Origin of the sequence: Streptomyces sp. NPDC091272 (assembly GCF_044757485.1) — a bacterium.
Classification (GTDB): domain Bacteria; phylum Actinomycetota; class Actinomycetes; order Streptomycetales; family Streptomycetaceae; genus Streptomyces.
Map to the genome: position 1 here is coordinate 685,333 of NZ_JBIVVC010000002.1, position 19,961 is coordinate 705,293.

Consider the following 19,961-nt stretch of genomic DNA (forward strand, 5'->3'; position numbering starts at 1 on the left):
TTCGGCCCGCCCCGTCCCGCTCGGTGGTGTGCGGGCCGGGCCGCCCCGGGGGTTGCACGGTGGCGGCTGCCACAGCCGCGACGGTCGTCACGCGGTCACCTCGCGGCAGGCACGGTAGAAGTCCTTCCAGCCGTCCCGCTCGCGGACGACCGTCTCCAGGTACTCCTGCCAGATCACCCGGTCCGCCGCCGGGTCACGGACGACCGCGCCGAGGATGCCCGCGGCGACGTCACCGGACCGCAGCACCCCGTCACCGAAGTGGGCGGCCAGGGCGAGCCCGTTGGTGACGACGGAGATCGCCTCGGCCGTGGACAGCGTGCCGGACGGGGACTTGAGTTTCGTCCGCCCGTCGGCGGTGACTCCCGAGCGCAGCTCGCGGAAGACCGTGACGACGCGGCGGATCTCGTCGATGGCGTCGCCGCCGCCCGGCAGGTCGAGGGAGCGGCCCAGCTGCTCGACCCGACGCGACACGATGTCGACCTCGTCCTGCGGGGTCGCGGGAAGCGGCAGCACCACCGTGTTGAACCGGCGGCGCAGCGCGCTGGAGAGGTCGTTGACCCCGCGGTCGCGGTCGTTGGCGGTGGCGATCAGGTTGAAGCCGGAGACGGCCTGGCACTCCTGGCCCAGCTCGGGGACGGGCAGCGTCTTCTCCGACAGGATCGTGATCAGGGAGTCCTGCACGTCCGCCGGTATGCGGGTCAGCTCCTCGACCCGGGCGGTCATGCCCTCGGTCATGGCCCGCATGACGGGGCTCGGCACCAGGGCGTCGCGGCTGGGGCCGTGGGCAAGAAGCTGTGCGTAGTTCCACCCGTACCTGATGGCCTCCTCGGGCGTGCCGGCCGTGCCTTGTACGAGGAGGGTGGAGTCGCCGCTGACCGCGGCGGCCAGGTGCTCGGAGACCCAGGTCTTGGCGGTGCCCGGCACGCCGAGCAGCAGCAGGGCGCGGTCGGTGGCGAGCGTGCTGACGGCGACCTCGACGATGCGGCGCGGACCCACGTACTTCGGGGTGATCAGCGTGCCGTCGGGCAGGCTGCCGCCGAGCAGATAGGTGGCCACGGCCCACGGCGAGAGCCGCCAGCGGGCGGGCCGCGGCCGGTCGTCGGCCGCGGCGAGCGCCTTCAGCTCCTCGGCGAACGCGTCCTCGGCGTGCGGGCGAAGGGCCTCGGAGGCGTCCGCCGCACCGGTCTCGGAGATGTGGGCGGTGTCGGTTGCAGGCGTGGTCATGGAATCCCCCTCCAGATTTCCCGGATGTGGTTCCACCGTGCACCATGCCACTGACAATCAAGCCGCGCCGCAGGTCAGACCCCAATTGGTGGACCCGCGGCGCGACTTCGCCGTCACCTCTCCAGGGGGGCCATGGCGATGCAGCCGCCGCTCGCGGCCGCCACACCCTTGGCCTCCTTGAGCACCTTGCCCTGGTAGCTGACCTTGCAGGTGACGTCGGGGTCGGCCTTGAGCACGTCGACCATGTTCGGCATGACGGACGGCGGCGTCGCGCCGTTCAGCGTGACCGTCTTCTTCCACGGGAGTACGGGCTTCTTGTCCTTCGCCGTCGCGGCCGCGGGGTCCGTACCCGAACCGGCGGTGTAGTCGATGGTCTCGACGTCCTTGCCGGTGACCTCGTACGTCACCTCGTAGGGCTTGTCGAGCAGTTCGTCCGCGGCCTTCTCGGCCCCCTCGGACGCGCCGGCCTTGACGGCCTTCTCCACCTCGGAACAGGCGCCGAGGCCGAACACGAGACCGGTGACGGCTGCGGCACAAACAACGGAGCGGATGGTGCGGTTCATCTGACGGATCCCCCCGGATCAGGAAGTGTTGAGGACCGCACCAAAGCGCAAAGGGTAGGCAAAGTCAAGCGGTTACCCGGGCGGAGCCGCTGGTCAGAGCCATTGTCAGTGGGGGCCTCTACCTTCGGAGACATGAATCAGCTGGGGGTGCGCTGGACGGCGGATCAGGTGCTGGCACTGGCTCCTGACGCCGCCTCACGCAAAGCGGGAAGCAGGCTCGGCAGCGCCGGGCCGTGGTCGGACGCGGGGAGCGACGGCGCGGGCACGCTGTGGGGCCTGTGCAAGGGCAGCGGCAGCACGCCGTACCGGACCGCCGTCGATCTGGCGGGGGCCGCGGTGGCGTCCCGGTGCAGCTGTCCGAGCAGGAAGTTCCCCTGCAAGCACGCGTTGGGGCTGCTGCTGCTCTGGGCGGCGGACGACCCGGTGGTGGTGCGGGAGGCGGAGCCCTCGGACTGGGCGGCGCAGTGGCTGCTCGGTCGCAGGGAGCGGGCCGGGAAGCAGGAGGCGGGAGCAGCACAGGGGGACGCACCGGCCGCGAAGGCCGCCGACCCGGAGGCGGCCCGCCGCAGGGCCGGGCGCAGGGCCGCCCGCATCGGCGCGGGCGCCGCAGAGCTGGAGCAGCGCCTGGCCGACCTGCTGCACGGCGGCCTCGCGGCGGCCGAGCGGTCGGGGTACGGACTGTGGGAGGAGACCGCGGCCCGCATGGTCGACGCGCAGGCTCCCGGACTGGCCGCGCGGGTGCGGGAACTGGGGTCGATACCAGGCTCGGGCCCCGGCTGGCCGGTGCGGCTGTTGGAGGAGTGCGCGCTGCTGCACCTGCTCGACGGGGCCTGGCTCGGCCGGGACCGGCTGCCCGCCCCGCTGGCGACGACGGTACGGACGCGGGTCGGCCTGCCCTCGTCACCGGAAGGTCCGGCGGTCCGCGACCGCTGGCTGGTCCTCGCGCAGCACGACCAGGCGGACAGCAAGGTCACCACCCGCCGCATCTGGCTGTACGGACAGGAGTCGGGCCGCACCGCGCTGGTGCTGTCCTTCGGGGCGGCGGGGCGGGCACCGGAGATCACGCTGCCGACGGGTCTCGTGCTCGACGCCGAACTGCTGCCGCACGGCGGGGCGGGGCAGCTGCGGGCCACGCTGGGTGAGCAGTTCGGGCCCCCGGCCCTGCCCGCCACCCCGCCGGCGGGCGGCACCACGACCCAGGCCCTTCAGGCGTACTCCCGTGCGCTGTGCGAGGACCCGTGGCTGGAGTCCTGGCCGGTGACCCTCAGCTCGGCGATACCGGTGCCGACCGGCGAGGGCTGGCAACTCGCGGACGAGGACGGGGCTTCGGCCCTGCCCCTGACGCGGTCGGCTCAGGGCAGGTCGGCGCCGTGGAAGCTCGCCTCCCTCTCCGGCGGCGCCCCGCTGTCCGTCTTCGGCGAGTGCGGCCACCGGGGCTTTCTTCCGCTGGCCGCCTGGTCCGCCGCCTCGCCCGCCCTCGTCGCGCTCACCTGACCCGCCACACCGGCCACCCGGAGGGCCCCATGACCACCACCACCTGGGAAGACCTCGTCACCACCGCCCTGCTGGGCACCGACCGCCGTGCCGTGCCCCCGAGCCGAGGGCCCGCCACTCCGCGCGATCCTGCCGCCGACCTCCTGGACGCCGCCGCGCTCCACACCCTCCGCCGGCGTGCGGGGGCGACGCCTGCGGTGGCCGCCGCGCTCCCGCGGCCCGCCCCGCGCGATGCCCGGCCCACGCTGCCTGCCGCCGCCCACCAGCGGCTCGCCCTGCTGCTCGCCGACCGCGCCGCGCCCGCGCAGTCGGGTGGTCGCCGCGGCAGCGCGCCCGACCTGACCGAACTGCTCCCCCAGTGGCTCGCCGCCGCCAACCGCCACGGCTTCCAGGCACCCGCCGCCCTGCTGCCCGCACTGCTCGACGCGGCGCGCGCACGCACCGATCTGCGCCCCCAGGCACTGGAGTTCGCGGGCACGCGCGGGCTGTGGCTGGCCCGGCTCAACCCGGAGTGGAAGTTCGCCCTGCGCGGCACGTCGGCGGGCGCCGCCCTCCCGGAGGTGACGGACACCGAGGCGGTGCGGACACTCTGGGAGGAAGGCCTGTTCGCCGAGCGGGTGGCGCTGCTCGGCGCCGTGCGGTCGGCGGACCCGGCCGCCGCGCTCGCCCTGCTCACCACGGGCTGGGCCACGGAGCGTGCCGAGGACCGGCTGATGTTCCTGGACTCCCTGCGCACCGGGCTGGACGCTCGCGACGAGGACTTCCTCGAACAGGCCCTGTCGGACCGCAGCCGTAACGTCCGGGCGGTGGCCGCGGAGCTGCTGTCCGCGCTGCCCACCTCCGCGTTCGGTGCCCGGATGGCGGCGCGGGCCACCTCCTGTGTCGGCCTGGACCGCACGGGCGACGTCGGAGGCATCGCGGTGGAGGCACCGCACGAGTGCGACGCCTCCATGCAACGGGACGGCGTGGTCGCCAAGCCGCCGGCCGGGCGCGGGGAAAGGTCCTGGTGGCTCGGCCAGTTGGTGGAGTCCGCACCGCTCGACGCCTGGTCCGCGCGGCTCGGGGGCCGCACGGCACGGGAGATCGTCCAACTGCCCGTCGCCGACGGGTGGCGCGACGAGCTGCACGCGGCCTGGTGCCGGGCGGCGATACGGCAGAGCGACGCCGCCTGGGCGCGGGCCCTGCTCGGCGCGCCGTCCGTACCGCCCGAGGCCGGTACGGGCACGGCGTCGCTCGCCGAACGGGCAAAACTGCTGGCCACCCTGCCGGATGGGGAACGGGCCGACTGGGTCGCCGAGTTCGTCTCGGCGCACGGGCTCTCGGAGGCGTTCCAGCTGCTGGGGGTGTGCGTGGTGCCGTGGTCGGGGGCGCTGGGCCGCGCGGTCGTCGACGCTCTCGACATCGCCCGCGACGCGGGAAGTTACCCGTGGAGCTTCAGCGGCGTGATGGGCCTGGCGGAACGGTGCCTCGACCCGGCGGAAGCCGACCGCCTGGAGATCCTGACCACCACACCGGACGAGGCGGAGGGCGCGTCACCGGGCGCGGGGGGCTACTGGTCGGAGGCGTTCCAGCGACTGGTGGGGACGCTGAGGCTGCGGGCGGCGATGGTGGCGGAGCTGGCGGGACAGGGGGCTTGAGGGCCCCCCGCCCTGAACCGCTCGCCGCGGGGCGGGGCGGGGCGGGGGCCACGGCCCGCCGGACCGGGTGGGACGAGGGCCACGGCCCGCCGGACCGGGTGGGACGAGGGCCACGGCTCGCGCCGGTGGCGGCGGGCCTTCGGGGCTGCGCCCCGTGCACGGCTGCGCCGCGCGTCCTCAACGCCGGACGGGCTGACATGTCTGCCCAAGGTCGCAGCCTGATCAGCCAGGGCACGACCCAGCGCTCTCCTACGCTCCCGCCGGTTGCCGTACGTTCGCGCGTACCCAGTCCACGATCTCCGTCGTCGTCGCGCCCGGTGTGAAGATCGCTGCCACGCCCTTCTCCTTCAGCGGGACGATGTCGTCCTCCGGGATGATCCCGCCGCCGAAGACCTTGATGTCCGCCGCGTCGCGTTCCTTGAGCAGGTCGATGACCTTCACGAAGAGCGTGTTGTGCGCGCCGGACAGGATCGACATTCCGATCGCGTCCGCGTCCTCCTGGATCGCGGTGTCCACGATCTGCTCGGGCGTCTGGTGCAGGCCCGTGTAGATGACCTCCATACCGGCGTCCCGCAGCGCCCGTGCGATGACCTTCGCCCCGCGGTCGTGTCCGTCGAGCCCCGGCTTCGCCACCACCACGCGGATCGGTCCCGTAACACCCATCGCTGCTGCCTCCCAGTACGCACCGCGCCGCCGTTGGCGCAACGTCCCCCGCCCCAGGAGGGGCAGGGAAGTGAACGAACGTTATCCACAGCATCCCGCACACCACCGTTTCGCGGTGGCCGGAGAGGGGGAAATCACACGTTGGGACATGTTCGCTGCGCGTCGTACCCCCACCGGGCGGCACGGTCACAGGCTGCCGCCGCACCCGGGAGGGTCGCACGGGAGCCGCCACGAGGTCGCCGTACCACCGCGCCGTCAGCCGCGCGGCACGGTGGTACGGCCCGTTCCCCCGACCCAAGCGCGGGGGGTGCCGATGGGACAGGGCGGACGGGTCCCCGCGCGCCGTTCGGGAGGTTGACCGACGTGAGACTCCCCTCCCCTCCGCGCATCCCACTGCTGCGCGCCACCGCACTCGAAATGGCCGTCCTGTTCGGTCATTTGCTCCTGTACCCCTCGGGGATACGGGCCGAGCGCGGCGGAATACGGGCGGAGAGCGACGTCGGGACCGACCTGCCGACCGCCGACCGTGCCCGCCCGCCCGTCGTCCTGCTGCACGGATTCGTCGACAACCGCTCCGTGTTCGTCCTGTTGCGCCGCTCACTGGCCCGGCACGGCTGGCGCCATCTCCCCTCGCTCAACTACTCGCCGCTCACCTGCGACATCCGCACGGCCGCCGAACTGCTGGGCCGTCATGTCGAGGAGATCTGCGCCAGGACGGGACACGCCGAGGTCGACATCGTCGGGCACAGCCTGGGCGGTCTGATCGCCCGTTATTACACGCAGCGACTCGGCGGCGACACGCGCGTGAGGACACTTGTCACACTCGGAACTCCGCACGAGGGAACACGCGTAGCCCCGGCCATGAGTGCGCATCCTCTCGTACGGCAGATGCGTCCCGGTTCCTCGGTGATCGAAGAACTGGCGTGGCCCGCGCCGGGGTGCCGGACCCGATTCGTGAGTTTCTGGAGCGACCTTGATCAATTAATGCTGCCGACGGAAACGGCCCGAATCCGCCACCCCGATCTGATCGCCCAGAACGTGCAGGTCAGCGGGATCGGCCATCTGGCGCTGCCCGTTCACCCGGCCGTCGCGGCCGCAATCCGCGAGGCGCTCCAGGCACAGGAGGAGTCCGACGAGGGCTCACCGGGAGTATCCGTCGCGTGAGCGGAGAGGCAATCCGCACCCCTGGTGCACAAGGTGTGTAAGTGACGTGATCAAGACCTTGCATTCCTCGAACATTTGCCGAACGCAGCGCCAAGCCGACGCCCGGCGTCCACCAAAAGGCGGCCGAATGCCCGTTTCCTGAATGCCTAAAACCTGCCGGAGATTGTCGTCGCCGCATACCGCCGGGTACAGTCGCGCCACTGCTTTCACTCGGGGTCACCCGTACCCCCCGGGAAACCAGATCCTGCTGCCGAGGCGAGAGAGACGTTGGTGAACGACCAGCAACCCCACGCCGGGTACGACGCGTACCCCTCAGGTAGCTTCGACACCGATCCACTCTTCGGCGGGCTGCCTGGTACCACTACCCCCAGTGGTCAGTACGACACCACCCAGTGGGACACCGGCTCGACACAGCACATGGCGTACGACGCCTACACCGCGCACACGCAGCAGGGTTACGACACCACCGGCACCTGGGCCCATCTGGGCGGACACCCGCAGAGTGCGGACATCCCGGCCCAGGGCGGCCCCGTCCCGTACGACGGCAACACCTCGTACGACAGCACCGGGCAGTGGGACGCGAGCGCCTGGAACCAGGCGGACCAGGTCCACCAGGCGCATCAGGCGCATCAGGACCCCTTCGACAGCGGCCAGTTCGACGCGACGCAGTTCGCTTACGCGGCCGACTCCTCGTCCGGTCACCAGTGGCAGGCGTACGACCCGGGCTTCGAGTCCGGCGCGTTCGACGCCAACACCACCTTCGCGACCGGCAGCTTCGACACCGGTACCGCCTTCGAGACGGGCGCGTTCGACACCGGTACCGCCATCGAGGCCGGGCAGGACACCGACTTCAGCACCGCGGAGTTCGCCGTCGTCTCCCCGGACGACGTGCACCAGCACGCGACGGAAACAGACGACCGCGGCCCGGGGCCCGAGCCGGAACCCGTGGCGGCCGGCCCCCGCGCCGCCCGCCGAGCCCCCGCGAACCGCGGCCGCCGCCGTCCCCCCGCCAAGCGCTCCGCCCTCCTCACCATCGCCGTACCCTCCGCCTGCGTCATGGGCGTCGCAGGAATCGCCGCCGCCTCCGTGGGCGGTGTGGCCGGCGCCGACGAGGCGACGAAGAAGCCGACGACCATGGCCGCCGCCGACCCCGCGACCGTGCAGCCCGTCGCCGTCAACAACAAGCTCGACACCCAGCTCGCCGGACTGAGCGCCGACGCCCGTGACTTCGGCGACCGCGCCAGCCGTACGCAGGAGCGCATCGACCTCAAGGAACGCCAGGACGCCGAGAAGAAGCGCAAGGCCGAGGAGGCCGCGCGCAAGGAGGCGGCCCGGCCCAAGTTCGCCCTGCCCGTCTCCCAGCACGGACTCAGCGCGTACTACGGCCAGGCCGGCGTCAACTGGGCGGCCGTGCACACCGGCATCGACTTCCCCGTGGACATGGGCACGCCCGTGATGGCGGCCACCGACGGCCAGGTCAGCGCCGAGTACAACAGCGCGTACGGCAACATGATGAAGGTCGTCTCGGCGAGCGGTGTGGAGACCTGGTACTGCCACCTCTCCACCACCAAGATCCGCTCGGGTCCGGTGAAGGCGGGCGACGTCATCGGCTACTCCGGCAGCTCCGGCAACTCCACCGGACCGCACCTCCACTTCGAGGTGCGGCCGGGCGGCGAGTCCGCCGTCGACCCGCTGGCCTGGTACCGCGGCCACGGTCTCGACCCGACGTAACCCGCGAAGCCGCGTGGCCCGTGGCCCGTGGCTACAGCTTCTCGACCGGTGCGTACCTCAGCAGCAGCTTCTTCGGGCGCTCGCCGCCGAAGTCGATCGTGGCCTGTGCGTCCGAACCGGTGCCGGTCACCGTCATCACCGTGCCGAGGCCGAACTGGTCGTGGTTGACCCGGTCCCCCACGGTGAGCGAGATGACCGGCTTGTCGGAGGCCCGCCGGGTGGCGAAGCCGGAAGGGCCACCGCGCCCGCGGGAGTTGCTGAGCGAGGACGACAGCGAGGAGGCCACCGCACCTGCCTTCGAACCGGAGACCGGGCCCGCCAGAATCTGCGCGCCGGTGCGCTTCCAGTCCAGGTGGGCGTCCGGGATCTCCTCCAGGAAGCGGGAGGCCGGGTTGTACGAGGGCTGTCCCCAGGCGCTGCGCATGGTCGAGCGGGTGAGGTAGAGGCGCTCACGGGCACGGGTGATGCCGACGTACGCGAGGCGCCGCTCCTCCTCCAGCTCCTTGACGTTCCCCAGCGAGCGCATGTGCGGGAAGACGCCGTCCTCCATGCCGGTCAGGAAGACCACCGGGAATTCGAGGCCCTTGGCGGTGTGCAGCGTCATCAGTGTGATGACGCCGGAGCCGTCCTCGTCCTCGTCGGGGATCTGGTCGGAGTCGGCGACCAGCGCGACCTTCTCCAGGAAGTCGGAGAGGGTGCCGGGGTCCTCGTCGTTGTTCTCCTGCTCGAACTCGAGCGCGACGGCAGCGAGTTCCTGGAGGTTCTCGATGCGGGTCTCGTCCTGCGGGTCGGTGGACGCCTGCAGCTCGGCGAGATACCCCGTGCGCTCCAGTACGGCCTCCAGGACGGTGGCCGGTCCCGCTCCGGACTCGACGATCGTCCGGAGCTCCTCCATCAGCGTGTTGAACCGCTTGACGGCGTTGGCCGAGCGGGCGGCCATGCCGTACGCCTCGTCGACGCGGCGCAAGGCCTGCGGGAAGCTGATGCGCTCGCGCAGCGACAGCGCGTCGATCATGGCTTCGGCGCGGTCGCCGATGCCCCGCTTGGGCACGTTGAGGATCCGGCGCAGCGGGACGGTGTCCTCGGGGTTCGACAGGACGCGCAGGTAGGCCAGGATGTCCCGGACCTCCTTGCGCTCGTAGAAGCGGACGCCGCCGACGACCTTGTACGGCAGGCCGACCCGGATGAAGATCTCCTCGAAGACCCGGGACTGCGCGTTCGTACGGTAGAAGACGGCGACGTCGCCGGCCTTGGCGTCGCCCGCGTCGGTGAGGCGGTCGATCTCCTCGGCGATGAACTGGGCCTCGTCGTGCTCGGTGTCCGCGACATAACCGGTGATCCGGGACCCGGCACCGGCGTCGGTCCAGAGGTTCTTCGCACGACGGTTCTCGTTGCGCTCGATGACCGCGTTGGCGGCGGTGAGGATCGTCTGGGTGGAGCGGTAGTTCTGCTCCAGCAGGATCGTCTTCGCGTCCGGGTAGTCCTCCTCGAACTGGAGGATGTTGCGGATCGTGGCGCCGCGGAAGGCGTAGATCGACTGGTCCGCGTCGCCGACGACGCACAGCTCGCCGGGGGCCTTGTCCTCGCCGGACGGCCCGACCAGCTCCCGTACCAGTGTGTACTGGGCGTGGTTGGTGTCCTGGTACTCGTCGACCATGACGTGCCGGAAGCGCATCCGGTAGTGCTCGGCGACGTCGGGAAACGCCTGGAGCAGATGCACCGTGGTCATGATGATGTCGTCGAAGTCCAGCGCGTTCGCCTCGCGGAGGCGGGACTGGTACATGGCGTACGCCTGGGCGAGGGTCTTCTCGAAGCCGTCGACCGCCTGGCCCGCGAAGGTCTCCTCGTCCACCAGCTCGTTCTTGAGGTTGGAGACCTTGGCGCTGAAGGACTTCGGCGGGAACTTCTTCGGGTCGATGTCGAGGTCGCGGCAGACCAGGGCCATCAGCCGCTTGGAGTCGGCGGCGTCGTAGATCGAGAAGGAGGAGGTGAAGCCCAGCTTCTTGGACTCACGGCGCAGGATGCGGACGCAGGCGCTGTGGAAGGTGGACACCCACATCGCGTTGGCGCGCGGGCCGACGAGGGCCTCGACGCGCTCCTTCATCTCGGCCGCGGCCTTGTTGGTGAAGGTGATCGCGAGGATCTGGCCCGGGTGCACCCCGCGGGCGGCCAGCAGGTGCGCGATGCGGTGGGTGAGCACCCGGGTCTTGCCGGAACCGGCTCCGGCCACGATGAGCAGCGGCGAACCGGCGTGCACGACGGCGGCGCGCTGGTTGTCGTTCAGCCCGTCGAGCAGCGCCGCGGGGTCGACTACCGGGCGGGGGGCGCCGTCCCGGTAGTACCCGTCGCGGGGCGGCGGCGGGCCGTCGAACGCACCCTGGAAGAGGTCGTGCGGGACCTCCTCCGCGGGGGCACCTTCATCGGTGTCCTCCGGGGGAGGCGGGGCCGCGTCGTCCTTGTGCTGGAGGTCGGCCAGGAAGCTGTCGTCAAAGAGGCTGCTCATCGCCTACCGATTCTAGGCGGCCCCACTGACAGCGGGTCCCGGATTCCGCCACACCGGCCGGTGCCGGACACCGGCGCGACGTTCTGTGATCGCCTACTCACCCAAGCGTGAAGGTCACGAAAAGATACCGGGCATTCGCGCATCGGCCTCCCCGTCCGTCACAGCGGTTGGCTACGGTGCTGCGCCAGCGGTCCGTACCCCCCGCGTTCCGTACCCCCTCGGTGACACCCGCCGTAACGGTCCGCTCCTGCCGAGTCCGTGCCGCCCGGACCCGACAGCCGGCCCGGTAGGCGGTCAACGGAAGGACTGCTGGGATGGTGATCCACGCCCCGAAGCCGGGCGCGAACGTCCGCGAGGAATCGATCTTCTACATGCCGATCCACAGCAGCGTACGGCCGGCCTGACCGTTCGCCCGACGGCCTTAGCAGGGCGGTGGCGCCGGGGCGGCCCATTGGGTCCCATCGGTCGCACGGGGCACGGAAGTCGCGATTCCGTATCCCGGTCGGCGATCATCTGTGCCCAGACCTTTGCCTCTTCCCGTCATTAGCGCTCATTCGAAGGCCGTGCGGTACGGGTCAGGCCTAGCGTCCCTCCCCAGACGGCCGACTCCCCCACCGGCCGGACGGACCCGTGGAAGGACGTGAACGCCCTCGTGGCTGCGCACCGGAAGACCAAGTACCGCTTATTCGGCGGAAGTACCGCTCGCGCGGCTCGTACCGCCCGCACCACCGCGGTCACTCTCGCCCTGGCGGGAGCCGCGGGCACCACGGCGCTGGAAGGGACCGCACAGGCGGAGCCCGCGCTCACCGCGGCGCAGCTCAAGACCAAGATCGACAAGCTGTACCACGACGCCGAGGCCGCGACCGAGACGTACAACGGCGTACGGGAGAAGGCCGAGCGCACCAGGAAGTCGCTCGGCCGGCTCCGTGACGAAGCGGCACGCAGGACGGACCTGCTCAACTCTGCCCGCGGTTCGCTCGGTTCGCTGGCCACCTCCCAGTACCGCGCGGGCGGTGTCGAGCCGGCGCTCCAGGTCGCGCTGACCTCCGACCCCGACCAGTACCTGGAGCGGGCCGCGCTGGTCGGCCGGATCGGCGAGCGGCAGGCCGTCAAGGTGCAGGGCGTCCGGCGGCAGGTCGCCGAGATCGCCCGGCTGCGCGGCGCCGCCGGTCAGCGGTTCGCCGAACTCGACCAGCAGCGGGGCGAGCTGAAGGCGCAGAAGGCGAAGATCCAGCAGAAGATCGCCGGCGCCGAGCAGCTGCTCTCCCGGCTCTCCGCCGGCGACCGTGCCCGCTACGCGGCCCAGGACGGGCACGGCGAGGCCGGTGGCCGTGCCGACCGCGGGGAGCGGGCCGAGCTGGCGCGCGGCAGCGTCCGGGCGCCCAACGCCCGCGCCTCGCAAGCCGTCTCGTTCGCGTACTCCGCGTTGGGCAAGCCCTATGTCTGGGGTGCCACGGGCCCCTCCTCCTTCGACTGCTCGGGCCTGACGCAGGCCGCCTGGCGCTCCGCCGGGGTGTCGCTCCCGCGCACCACGTACACCCAGATCAACGCGGGGGAACGGGTGGAGCGTTCCCGTCTCGCGCCGGGAGACCTGCTGTTCTTCTACTCCGGCATCAGCCATGTCGGGCTCTACATCGGCGACGGCAAGATGATCCACGCCCCTCGTCCTGGCGCCCCGGTGCGGATCGCACCGATCGATCAGATGCCGCTGACGGGGGCGACCCGCCCGGCCTGACCGGCCCGGCCGGCCCGAGGGCAAGGTCGTGTGACGGCCCGCCCTCGGGAGGGCGTTGGGCCGGGTTGTGTGATCGACAGGATTTCGGGCGCTTCCCGGGGTAGCCGCCTCCATGAGGCCGCGGCCGTCGCGGCCCCGCAAAGGGAGGGACTGTCATGCCGGGCATCATCAACAAGATCAAGAGTTTCGCACGAAGCCCGCAGGGCCGCCGCACCATCGCCCGGGGCCGCCGCGAGGCCGCGGACCCGCGCAGGCGCTCGCAGGCCAAGCAGCTCCTCGGCCGACTGCGCGGCGGACGGGGCCAGGGGGGCGCGGGCAGGTACTGACCGGGCGGACACCGCCACAAGCCCGTAGCGGCGCCGCGCGGTCGGCCGTCCGCTACTTGCCGAGCTGCTCCGACAGCCAGCGGAAGACCTCCGGCACCTGTTGCTTCCACACGCTGGTGCCGTGCGGACCTGCCTGGCGCACCACGCGTACCGTCGTCGGCGCCTGGGCCACGCCCTTCAGCGCCGTCCCGGCCTCGTAGCCGTCGCCCGCAGCTCCCGAGACGAACAGAGCGGTGCGCGGCGGCTTCCCGGCCTTGTTCGCGGCCTTCAGCATCAGATACGGGTTGTTGGCGCGCCGCAGCTCGGCGGTGGCGGCGGTGAGGGCGGCGGGCTCACCGCTCGGGTCGTTGAAGCCGGAGAGGCTGACGCCCGCGCGGTAGCGGTCGGGGTGCGCGACGGCGAGCTTGGCGGCGCAGTGCGCGCCTGCCGAATAGCCCCCGACGGCCCAGTCCGCGGCCCGGTCGGAGGCGCGGAAGGTGTCGGAGACCATCGTGCGCACGTCGACGCTCAGCCAGGTGTCCGCGTTGGCCTTGCCGGGGATGTTGGCGCAGCCGGTGTCGGTTCCGTCGCCGAGCAGGGTGGTGCGCGGCGAGACCAGGATGAACGGCTTGACCTTGCCCTGCTTCATCAGCGGTGCCAGCTGCCTGTTCACCTCCAGGGAGCCGAACCAGGCCTTCGCCGACCCCGGGTAGCCGGGCAGCAGCTGGACCACCGGGAACTTCTTGTCCCGGTACGCCGGGTCGTCGTACTGCGGCGGCAGCCATACGTACACCTCGCCCGTGACGCCGGATATCCGGCCCCTGAGTTCGGTGACCCGGACGCCGGGGCCCATCCTCGCGTCGTCCACCGGCCCGAACCGGGCGGCCTCCCTCGGCCGTCCGGCGAGCTTCTGGCCGCCGGTGCCGTCGGGGCCGAGGTCCACGGCCGCGCCCGCCCGGTCGGTCGTCCCGAGCAGGTCCTCCCAGCTGTCGTAGAGCCCGTTGGCGTTGTTCACCGCGACGAACACCACCGTGATCGCCGTGACCTGTGCGAACACCAGCATCAGCAGCCTCACGAGACCGCGCGCGACGGCAGGCCCGCGCACCCGGGCCCACAGGGCCAACGGCAGCACGACCGCGCCCGCGAGCAGGGCGATCGCGGTCACGAGGAAGGGGGTCCCGGTCAGACTCATCACGTGGGGACTAGATGGTCCGACCGCCACCGCGGTTGTCCGGCCGTACGGCTCTGTCGTCCGGCTCACATCCCGGCCCCCGGGTCGGTGCCGGGGGGCGGCCGGGCTCAGACCAGTCGGCGGGCCGTCGCCCAGCGGGTCAGCTCGTGCCGGTTGGAGAGCTGGAGCTTGCGCAGCACCGCCGAGACGTGCGACTCGACCGTCTTCACCGAGATGAAGAGCTGCTTGGCGATCTCCTTGTACGCGTACCCGCGCGCGATCAGCCGCAGCACCTCGCGCTCCCGCTGGGTGAGCCGGTCCATGTCCTCGTCCACCGGCGGCGCGTCCGTCGAGGCGAACGCGTCCAGGACGAAGCCGGCCAGCCGCGGCGAGAACACCGCGTCCCCGTCCTGCACCCGGAACACCGAGTTCACCAGGTCGGCGCCGGTGATCGTCTTGGTGACGTAGCCGCGCGCACCGCCCCGGATGACTCCGATGACGTCCTCCGCCGCGTCGGAGACCGACAGCGCCAGGAACCGCACGGGCCGCTCCGCGTCCGCCATCAGCGGTGCGCACCGGCGCAGCACCTCGACCCCGCCGCCGCCCGGCAGGTGCACGTCGAGGAGGACCACCTCGGGCCTGGTCGCCGTGATCACGGTGACCGCCTGGTCGACGTCGGCGGCCTCACCGACCACCTCGACGCCGGTCGTCGCGGTCTGGCCGATCTCGGCCTGCACCCCGGTGCGGAACATCCGGTGGTCGTCGACCAGCACCACCCGTACGTGCCGCTCCGGCCCCTGCCCCTGGTCCGTCTGTGCGCTCTGCTCGGTCATGCGTCCGCCGCCCTCTCCATCTCAAGCTCGACTTCCGTGCCCCCGTCGGGCGCGGAACGCAGCCGTGCCGTACCGCCGTGCCGTTCCATCCGGCCGATGATCGATTCTCGTACGCCCATCCGGTCGGCCGGAATCGCGTCGAGGTCGAACCCCGGTCCCCGGTCCCGTACGGAGACGAAGACCGTGCGGCCCTCGACCTCCGCGAAGACCTGCACCGCCCCGCCCTCGCCACCGTACTTCGCGGCATTCACCATCGCCTCGCGTGCGGCCTGCATCTGTGCGGACAGCTTGTCGTCCAGCGGGCAGTCGCCGACCACCACCACCTCAAGGGGCACGCCGTGCTTGTCCTCGACCTCCGCCGCCGCGCGCTTCACCGCGTCCGCGAGGGTGGCCGGTTCCTGGTCCTCGTCCTTGCCGGTGCCCGCCGGTTTGTAGAGCCAGTTGCGCAGCTCGCGCTCCTGCGCGCGGGCCAGCCTGCGCACCTCGGAGCCGTCGTCCGCGTTGCGCTGGATCAGGGTGAGGGTGTGCAGTACGGAGTCGTGGACGTGGGCGGCGACCTCGGCCCGCTCCTGGGCCCGGATCCGCATCAGCCGCTCCTCGGACAGGTCCTGCGTCATACGGACCAGGTACGGGCCGGCGAGCAGGCCGATGCCCGCGATCACGGCGAGCGCGGCCGTCAGTACGTTGCCGAGCTGGGCGGCCGAGCCGCGGACCACCAGGAAGACCGTGAGCCCCACGCCGACCAGGGCGACACCCGCGAGACCGCGCAGCACCTGGAGCATCCGGCGGCGGCTGCCGCCCTCCGTCCAGTGCGCGCGCCGCGCGTTGTCCGTCTGCCGCCAGACCATGACGACACCCGCGCCGGTCAGCAGCAGCGGCCAAACGTACCGGCCGGAACCGGCCGTGTCCACGTTGCCGACGAAGATCGCGGCGCCGACGCACAGCGCGATCAGCGCGGCGATCTGTCCCTTGTCGGGCACCCGCAGCCTGCGCCGCCCGTCGGGGAGGGTCTCGAAGGGGCTGCGCGGCTCGGTGCCGACACCGCCGACGCCCAGCGGCACGAAGAACCAGAACACCGCGTACAGCAGCGCGCCGAGGCCCTGCATCAGGAACAGTGCGAAGAACGCGATCCGCACCCACACGACCGGCAGCCCCAGATGACCCGCGAGACCCCGGGCGACCCCGCCGAGCATCCGCCCGTCCGCGCTGCGGTAGAGCTTGCGCGGCGTCGGCGCGGCCGGGTCCTGCTCGGCGGCGGGCGTGCGGGCCGCTCGGCGGCTCGGGGCGGTGGACGACATGACTTGATGGTCACACGCGCGCGGGGCCCGGCACATGGGGGAAACCCCCACCCTCCCCCGGGGAAACCGCGGGGCAGGGGTCCCGGAAATCAGGGATCAGCCAGGGTCGTCCCAGGTGCCGCGGGCGCCAGATGTTGGTCACCATGGGGCGTATGACAGAAGTCCACGACGAACCGGTGAGCACCGCGTTCCCGAACCCGGCAGGTCCGGCGGCCGCCGCCGACGGGCCGGGGCCCCAGCTGCGCCGCAGCCGCCGGCACCGGACGGTCGGCGGCGTCTGCGGCGGCCTCGGTCAGTACTTCGACGTCGACCCGGTGATCTTCCGCGTCGTCCTCGCCGTGACCTCCGTGACCGGCGGCATCGGACTGATCGCGTACGGCTTCGCCTGGCTGCTCGTACCGCAGGAGGGTGACGAGGAGAACGAGGCGAAGCGGCTGCTGACCGGCCGCGTCGACGGCCCTGCCCTGATCGCGGTGCTGCTCGCCCTGGTCGGCTGCGGCATGTTCCTGTCGATGCTGCACAACGGCGGCGTCTTCGGCTTCTCCGTCATGCTCATCCTGGCCGTCGGCGCCAGCGCCGTGTGGTCCCGGCAGCGCCGCACCGCCGTCGCGTCACCGGACGTGCCGGGGGCGACCCAGGTCGCGGACGTGGCGGCGCCCCCGGAGACCAAGGCCCCGCCGGTCCCCGGCGCCCCGTCCTGGTGGCGCGACCCGATCGTCAAGGACGGTACGACGGGGCCCGTTCCGCACAGCTACCTCTGGGGGCCTTCCGACGAGCACGAACCCCTCGCCGACGGCTCCTCGAAGAAGGACGGCCGTGCGGCGCGCGGTGGTACGCGTCCGCGTTCCTTCGGCGGGGCGACCTTCTTCGTCGCCCTGCTGGCGGGCGCCGCGGGCACGGCCGCGACCTGGCGCACGGAACCCCTGGGGGCCAGCCTGACGACCGGCCTGGCGTGCGCACTCGCCGTCTTCGCGGTGGGCCTGGTGCTCGCGTCGTTCCTCGGCCGCGTCGGCGCGGGCACGATCTTCCTGGCCCTGCTCACGGCCGGCCTGCTGACGGCCGCCTCCACCATTCCCAGGGAGGTCAGCACCGACTGGATCCGCAGCGACTGGCGTCCGGCGACGGCGGGCGGCGTCCAGCAGGTGTACGAACTCGGCGCGGGCGAGGGCGTCCTCGACCTCAGCGCGGTGGCCGTGCCGAGGGGCAGCACCGTGACCACCAGGGCCGAGGTCGCCGCGGGCACCCTGCGTGTCGTCGTCCCCAGGGACGTGACCGTGGAGGTCGACGCGGAGGTGGGGGTGGGCGACATCGAGCTGCCGAGCGAGAGTCGGCAGGACATCGACATCCGCACCGACCAGCAGCAGGTCCGCACCCTGGACCCGCCGCCCGGCGCGAAACCCGCGGGCACGGTCGACCTGCACCTCGAAGTCGGCGTCGGACGGGTGGTGGTGGAACGTGCCGCGTCATGACTTCCTTCCCGGGCGCGCGGTCCTGGGAGTCACCTTCCTCACCGCCGCCGCGCTGTACGCCGCCGACGCGAGCGGCAGCTGGGACACCCCGTGGTGGACGCTGATCGCGGTGGTCTGCGGCGGACTCTGCGTGGCGGCGGTCGCCGGCTGGATCGGTTACGGCATCCGTCGCCGGCGCAGGGCACGCATCGCGTCGAGGGAGAACACGGTCGGTCCCGCGAGCACCAGCGGCAGCCACGCCATGAGATAGGCGAGGTCGTTGCCGTAGTAGTACGGCGTGCTCTGCCAGCTGACGGTGAGCCACAGGCTGAGCGAGATGAGCGCGCCGCCGACGGCGGCGACGCGTCCGAAGAGACCGATCAGCGTGGCGACGCCGACGAGCAGTTCCCCGATCGCGATCGCGTAGCCGAAACCGGCCGGGGCCTTCAGTGCGAGGTCGACGAGCCAGGGCACCGCGGAGCTGTCGCGCACCGAGGTCATCAGCTCGCCGATCGAGCCGGTGCCGCTCGCGGAGAGGAACGCGCTGTCGGTGAGCTTGTCGAGACCGGCGTAGCTGAAGGTGATGCCGAGGAAGATCCGCAGGGGCAGCAGGGCGAAACGGTTCGCCGTGTGCTTCCAGCCCCGCGGTTCGTTGGTCCCGTACGCGCGTGTGCCGCCCGTCCCGTACCCGTATGCCATCAGCCGGCCCTGCCTTCCTCGCGCCTCACGTCCCGTCACTTGACCATACGTTCGACGGACGGCGGGAGCTCAGCGGGAGGGCGGGGTCAGTCGGTGACGTCGATCCGGCAGACGTTCGTCTCCACCCCGGCCGCCGTCACCACCTGCACGTCGACCCGGCCCGGTTCCACCTCGACGGGCACCGGCAGGATCAGCGAGCTGTCGGTCGGATTGGCGAAACCGCCGGGCACCGGCACCAGCGGGACGTGCACATGGACCGTCCCGATCCGCACCACCATGCGGGCCAGCCGGTCCGGGGCCTGCGCACCGGGCGGCACGAAGCCCGCGCCCCGGATCTCGATGTCGTCCCCGGTACGGATCGGGCCGTCGAGGTCGCCCGCCTCCCTGGCCCGGACGACGGACAGCACGACCGGGCGCCCGCCCTCCGCGAACTTCCCCGCGAGGTACGTCGCCGCCGACACCACCACGAGGAGGGCGAGCCCCCACGGCAGGTCCGGCAACTGCTCGGGACGCCTGGCGAGTCGGACGGCGGAGAAGACGACGGCCACGCTCGACACCAGAACGAACTGGACGTCGCCGAAGTTCCCCCGGCCCGAGTCGTCCGTCAGCAGATCGGCGGCGCGCGGCCGGTCCGCCCGTACCTTCTGCAGGGACTGCCTGAGCACCCGGGCACCCACCACGCGCCGTACGGTCACGGCGATCGCGCAGGTCAGCGCGAGCACGGACAACACACCGGCGGCCCTGGTCAGTTCGAGGCCCGCGATCAGCGCGTCGCGACGCACCGGGTCCGAGGCCCCCGCGAGCTGCACGGCGAGCACCAGTACCGCGAAGACCACGAGCAGCACCCAGGACGCGGCGACGGCGCGCGAGGTGGAGAGCCTGTTGTCCTCGCCGATCAGCGGGGCGAGCAGCCCGCCGCGCGCGCGGTGCACCCTGGCCGCGCCCGTCAGCAGGGCTGCGGTGACGAGGGCCGCGACCAGGCCCGCGGTACGGGCGGGGGTCCAGCCGGCGCCGATGGCGGTGAACGCCTCGGCCAGTGCGAGAACCACCACGGCGCCCCACACCACGAACAGCGTTCCGCGCCACAGCAGCCGCAGCCAGACCTCGCCGGCCTCGCGCGAGCGCTCGGCGACGTCCCTGGCGGACCGGTTCAGTTCGTCGGAGACCCACTGCCGCGAAGCTCCGGCGGAGTGCGCGACGGCGGACGGCAGCCCCTCCCCTGCCGCCAGTTCGTCACGTCTGGCCAGGAACGCCGCCACCGCACGCCGGTGGCCCTCGCGGGCGCCGTTCGGGCAGTCGCCGCAGACACAGCCCCCGCCGTGCCCGCCGCCGTGCGTGCTCCGCCCCGCCTCTTGCACCGCCACGGCAGCTGCCGCCCTTTCCCCGCCCGACCCACTGTCCACCTGTGAACCCCCATGTGCTGCAAGGGAATTGTGCCGTACGGGCCGGGCGGCCCGGCCCGCGGGGAGGTGGGAGGGGGTGACGCGCGGCTC

At 72.2% G+C, this 19,961-nt stretch carries 16 protein-coding genes; 7 read left to right on the top strand and 9 right to left on the bottom strand.

The annotated features are described in order from the left end of the window. Positions 1 to 87 precede the first annotated feature (87 nt). Positions 88 to 1,224, bottom strand: coding sequence for an AAA family ATPase (locus ACIQM4_RS07860; RefSeq protein ID WP_401587498.1), 1,137 nt, complete (start codon positions 1,222 to 1,224; stop codon positions 88 to 90). 113 nt (positions 1,225 to 1,337) lie between these two features. Beyond that, on the bottom strand, positions 1,338 to 1,787 hold the full coding sequence (locus ACIQM4_RS07865; protein ID WP_401587501.1) for an MmpS family transport accessory protein: 450 nt from the start codon (positions 1,785 to 1,787) through the stop codon (positions 1,338 to 1,340). 132 nt (positions 1,788 to 1,919) lie between these two features. Between ACIQM4_RS07865 and ACIQM4_RS07870 the strand changes: the two genes are divergently transcribed. Both ACIQM4_RS07870 and ACIQM4_RS07875 read left to right on the top strand, forming a co-directional pair. Then, complete coding sequence (locus ACIQM4_RS07870) at positions 1,920 to 3,281, top strand: SWIM zinc finger family protein (protein ID WP_401587503.1); 1,362 nt, start codon at positions 1,920 to 1,922, stop codon at positions 3,279 to 3,281. Positions 3,282 to 3,310: 29 nt separating this feature from the next. Further along, positions 3,311 to 4,918 carry a DUF5691 domain-containing protein gene (locus tag ACIQM4_RS07875; protein WP_401587505.1) on the top strand — a complete coding sequence of 536 codons (1,608 nt, stop codon included), beginning with the start codon at positions 3,311 to 3,313 and terminating at the stop codon, positions 4,916 to 4,918. 249 nt (positions 4,919 to 5,167) lie between these two features. On the opposite strand, the gene ACIQM4_RS07880 is transcribed toward ACIQM4_RS07875, so the two are convergent. Then, the gene (locus ACIQM4_RS07880; RefSeq protein ID WP_401587508.1) at positions 5,168 to 5,581 is read right to left on the bottom strand and encodes a cobalamin B12-binding domain-containing protein; all 414 of its coding nucleotides are present in this window, start codon (positions 5,579 to 5,581) and stop codon (positions 5,168 to 5,170) included. Positions 5,582 to 5,998: 417 nt separating this feature from the next. Between ACIQM4_RS07880 and ACIQM4_RS07885 the strand changes: the two genes are divergently transcribed. Further along, on the top strand, positions 5,999 to 6,745 hold the full coding sequence (locus ACIQM4_RS07885) for an esterase/lipase family protein (protein ID WP_401588218.1): 747 nt from the start codon (positions 5,999 to 6,001) through the stop codon (positions 6,743 to 6,745). Positions 6,746 to 7,015: 270 nt separating this feature from the next. After that, the gene (locus ACIQM4_RS07890) at positions 7,016 to 8,476 is read left to right on the top strand and encodes a M23 family metallopeptidase (protein WP_401587511.1); all 1,461 of its coding nucleotides are present in this window, start codon (positions 7,016 to 7,018) and stop codon (positions 8,474 to 8,476) included. A gap of 31 nt (positions 8,477 to 8,507) precedes the next feature. Here the strand turns inward: ACIQM4_RS07890 and pcrA are convergent, their stop codons facing one another. After that, positions 8,508 to 10,979, bottom strand: coding sequence for a DNA helicase PcrA (gene pcrA, locus ACIQM4_RS07895; protein WP_401587514.1), 2,472 nt, complete (start codon positions 10,977 to 10,979; stop codon positions 8,508 to 8,510). Between the two features lie 652 nt (positions 10,980 to 11,631). On the opposite strand from pcrA, the gene ACIQM4_RS07900 reads away from it, so the two are divergent. Together ACIQM4_RS07900 and ACIQM4_RS07905 are read left to right on the top strand one after the other, a co-directional pair. Next, positions 11,632 to 12,714 carry an NlpC/P60 family protein gene (locus ACIQM4_RS07900; RefSeq protein WP_401587516.1) on the top strand — a complete coding sequence of 361 codons (1,083 nt, stop codon included), beginning with the start codon at positions 11,632 to 11,634 and terminating at the stop codon, positions 12,712 to 12,714. 155 nt (positions 12,715 to 12,869) lie between these two features. Further along, positions 12,870 to 13,040, top strand: a complete 171-nt coding sequence (locus ACIQM4_RS07905) for a hypothetical protein (protein ID WP_401587518.1) — start codon at positions 12,870 to 12,872, stop codon at positions 13,038 to 13,040. 52 nt (positions 13,041 to 13,092) lie between these two features. Here ACIQM4_RS07905 and ACIQM4_RS07910 read toward each other — a convergent pair whose 3' ends face one another. The 3 genes from ACIQM4_RS07910 to ACIQM4_RS07920 form a co-directional block, all read right to left on the bottom strand. Continuing rightward, positions 13,093 to 14,211 (bottom strand): alpha/beta hydrolase, encoded by a 1,119-nt coding sequence (locus ACIQM4_RS07910; protein WP_401587521.1) that lies wholly within the window; start codon positions 14,209 to 14,211, stop codon positions 13,093 to 13,095. Between the two features lie 107 nt (positions 14,212 to 14,318). Then, a complete protein-coding gene (locus ACIQM4_RS07915; RefSeq protein WP_401587524.1) occupies positions 14,319 to 15,023 on the bottom strand; it encodes a LuxR C-terminal-related transcriptional regulator in 705 nt (234 codons plus the stop codon). Beyond that, positions 15,020 to 16,321 (bottom strand): PspC domain-containing protein, encoded by a 1,302-nt coding sequence (locus tag ACIQM4_RS07920; protein WP_401587526.1) that lies wholly within the window; start codon positions 16,319 to 16,321, stop codon positions 15,020 to 15,022. Before ACIQM4_RS07920 ends, ACIQM4_RS07915 begins: the two co-directional genes overlap by 4 nt. 152 nt (positions 16,322 to 16,473) lie before the next feature. On the opposite strand from ACIQM4_RS07920, the gene ACIQM4_RS07925 reads away from it, so the two are divergent. Then, positions 16,474 to 17,790, top strand: a complete 1,317-nt coding sequence (locus ACIQM4_RS07925) for a PspC domain-containing protein (RefSeq protein WP_401587529.1) — start codon at positions 16,474 to 16,476, stop codon at positions 17,788 to 17,790. A gap of 156 nt (positions 17,791 to 17,946) precedes the next feature. Here ACIQM4_RS07925 and ACIQM4_RS07930 read toward each other — a convergent pair whose 3' ends face one another. Both ACIQM4_RS07930 and ACIQM4_RS07935 read right to left on the bottom strand, forming a co-directional pair. After that, positions 17,947 to 18,468, bottom strand: coding sequence for a DoxX family protein (locus tag ACIQM4_RS07930; protein WP_401587532.1), 522 nt, complete (start codon positions 18,466 to 18,468; stop codon positions 17,947 to 17,949). An 86-nt stretch (positions 18,469 to 18,554) separates the two neighbouring features. Beyond that, positions 18,555 to 19,832 (bottom strand): hypothetical protein, encoded by a 1,278-nt coding sequence (locus ACIQM4_RS07935; protein ID WP_401587534.1) that lies wholly within the window; start codon positions 19,830 to 19,832, stop codon positions 18,555 to 18,557. Positions 19,833 to 19,961: the final 129 nt, after the last annotated feature.

What these genes read in the sequence shown, in the direction of transcription:
- ACIQM4_RS07860 (WP_401587498.1), bottom strand. Translation starts at nt 1,224, where the DNA reads ATGACCACGCCTGCAACCGACACCGCCCACATCTCCGAGACCGGTGCG.
- ACIQM4_RS07865 (WP_401587501.1), bottom strand. Translation starts at nt 1,787, where the DNA reads ATGAACCGCACCATCCGCTCCGTTGTTTGTGCCGCAGCCGTCACCGGT.
- ACIQM4_RS07870 (WP_401587503.1), top strand. Translation starts at nt 1,920, where the DNA reads ATGAATCAGCTGGGGGTGCGCTGGACGGCGGATCAGGTGCTGGCACTG.
- ACIQM4_RS07875 (WP_401587505.1), top strand. Translation starts at nt 3,311, where the DNA reads ATGACCACCACCACCTGGGAAGACCTCGTCACCACCGCCCTGCTGGGC.
- ACIQM4_RS07880 (WP_401587508.1), bottom strand. Translation starts at nt 5,581, where the DNA reads ATGGGTGTTACGGGACCGATCCGCGTGGTGGTGGCGAAGCCGGGGCTC.
- ACIQM4_RS07885 (WP_401588218.1), top strand. Translation starts at nt 5,999, where the DNA reads ATGGCCGTCCTGTTCGGTCATTTGCTCCTGTACCCCTCGGGGATACGG.
- pcrA (WP_401587514.1), bottom strand. Translation starts at nt 10,979, where the DNA reads ATGAGCAGCCTCTTTGACGACAGCTTCCTGGCCGACCTCCAGCACAAG.
- ACIQM4_RS07905 (WP_401587518.1), top strand. Translation starts at nt 12,870, where the DNA reads ATGCCGGGCATCATCAACAAGATCAAGAGTTTCGCACGAAGCCCGCAG.
- ACIQM4_RS07910 (WP_401587521.1), bottom strand. Translation starts at nt 14,211, where the DNA reads ATGAGTCTGACCGGGACCCCCTTCCTCGTGACCGCGATCGCCCTGCTC.
- ACIQM4_RS07915 (WP_401587524.1), bottom strand. Translation starts at nt 15,023, where the DNA reads ATGACCGAGCAGAGCGCACAGACGGACCAGGGGCAGGGGCCGGAGCGG.
- ACIQM4_RS07920 (WP_401587526.1), bottom strand. Translation starts at nt 16,321, where the DNA reads ATGTCGTCCACCGCCCCGAGCCGCCGAGCGGCCCGCACGCCCGCCGCC.
- ACIQM4_RS07925 (WP_401587529.1), top strand. Translation starts at nt 16,474, where the DNA reads ATGACAGAAGTCCACGACGAACCGGTGAGCACCGCGTTCCCGAACCCG.
- ACIQM4_RS07930 (WP_401587532.1), bottom strand. Translation starts at nt 18,468, where the DNA reads ATGGCATACGGGTACGGGACGGGCGGCACACGCGCGTACGGGACCAAC.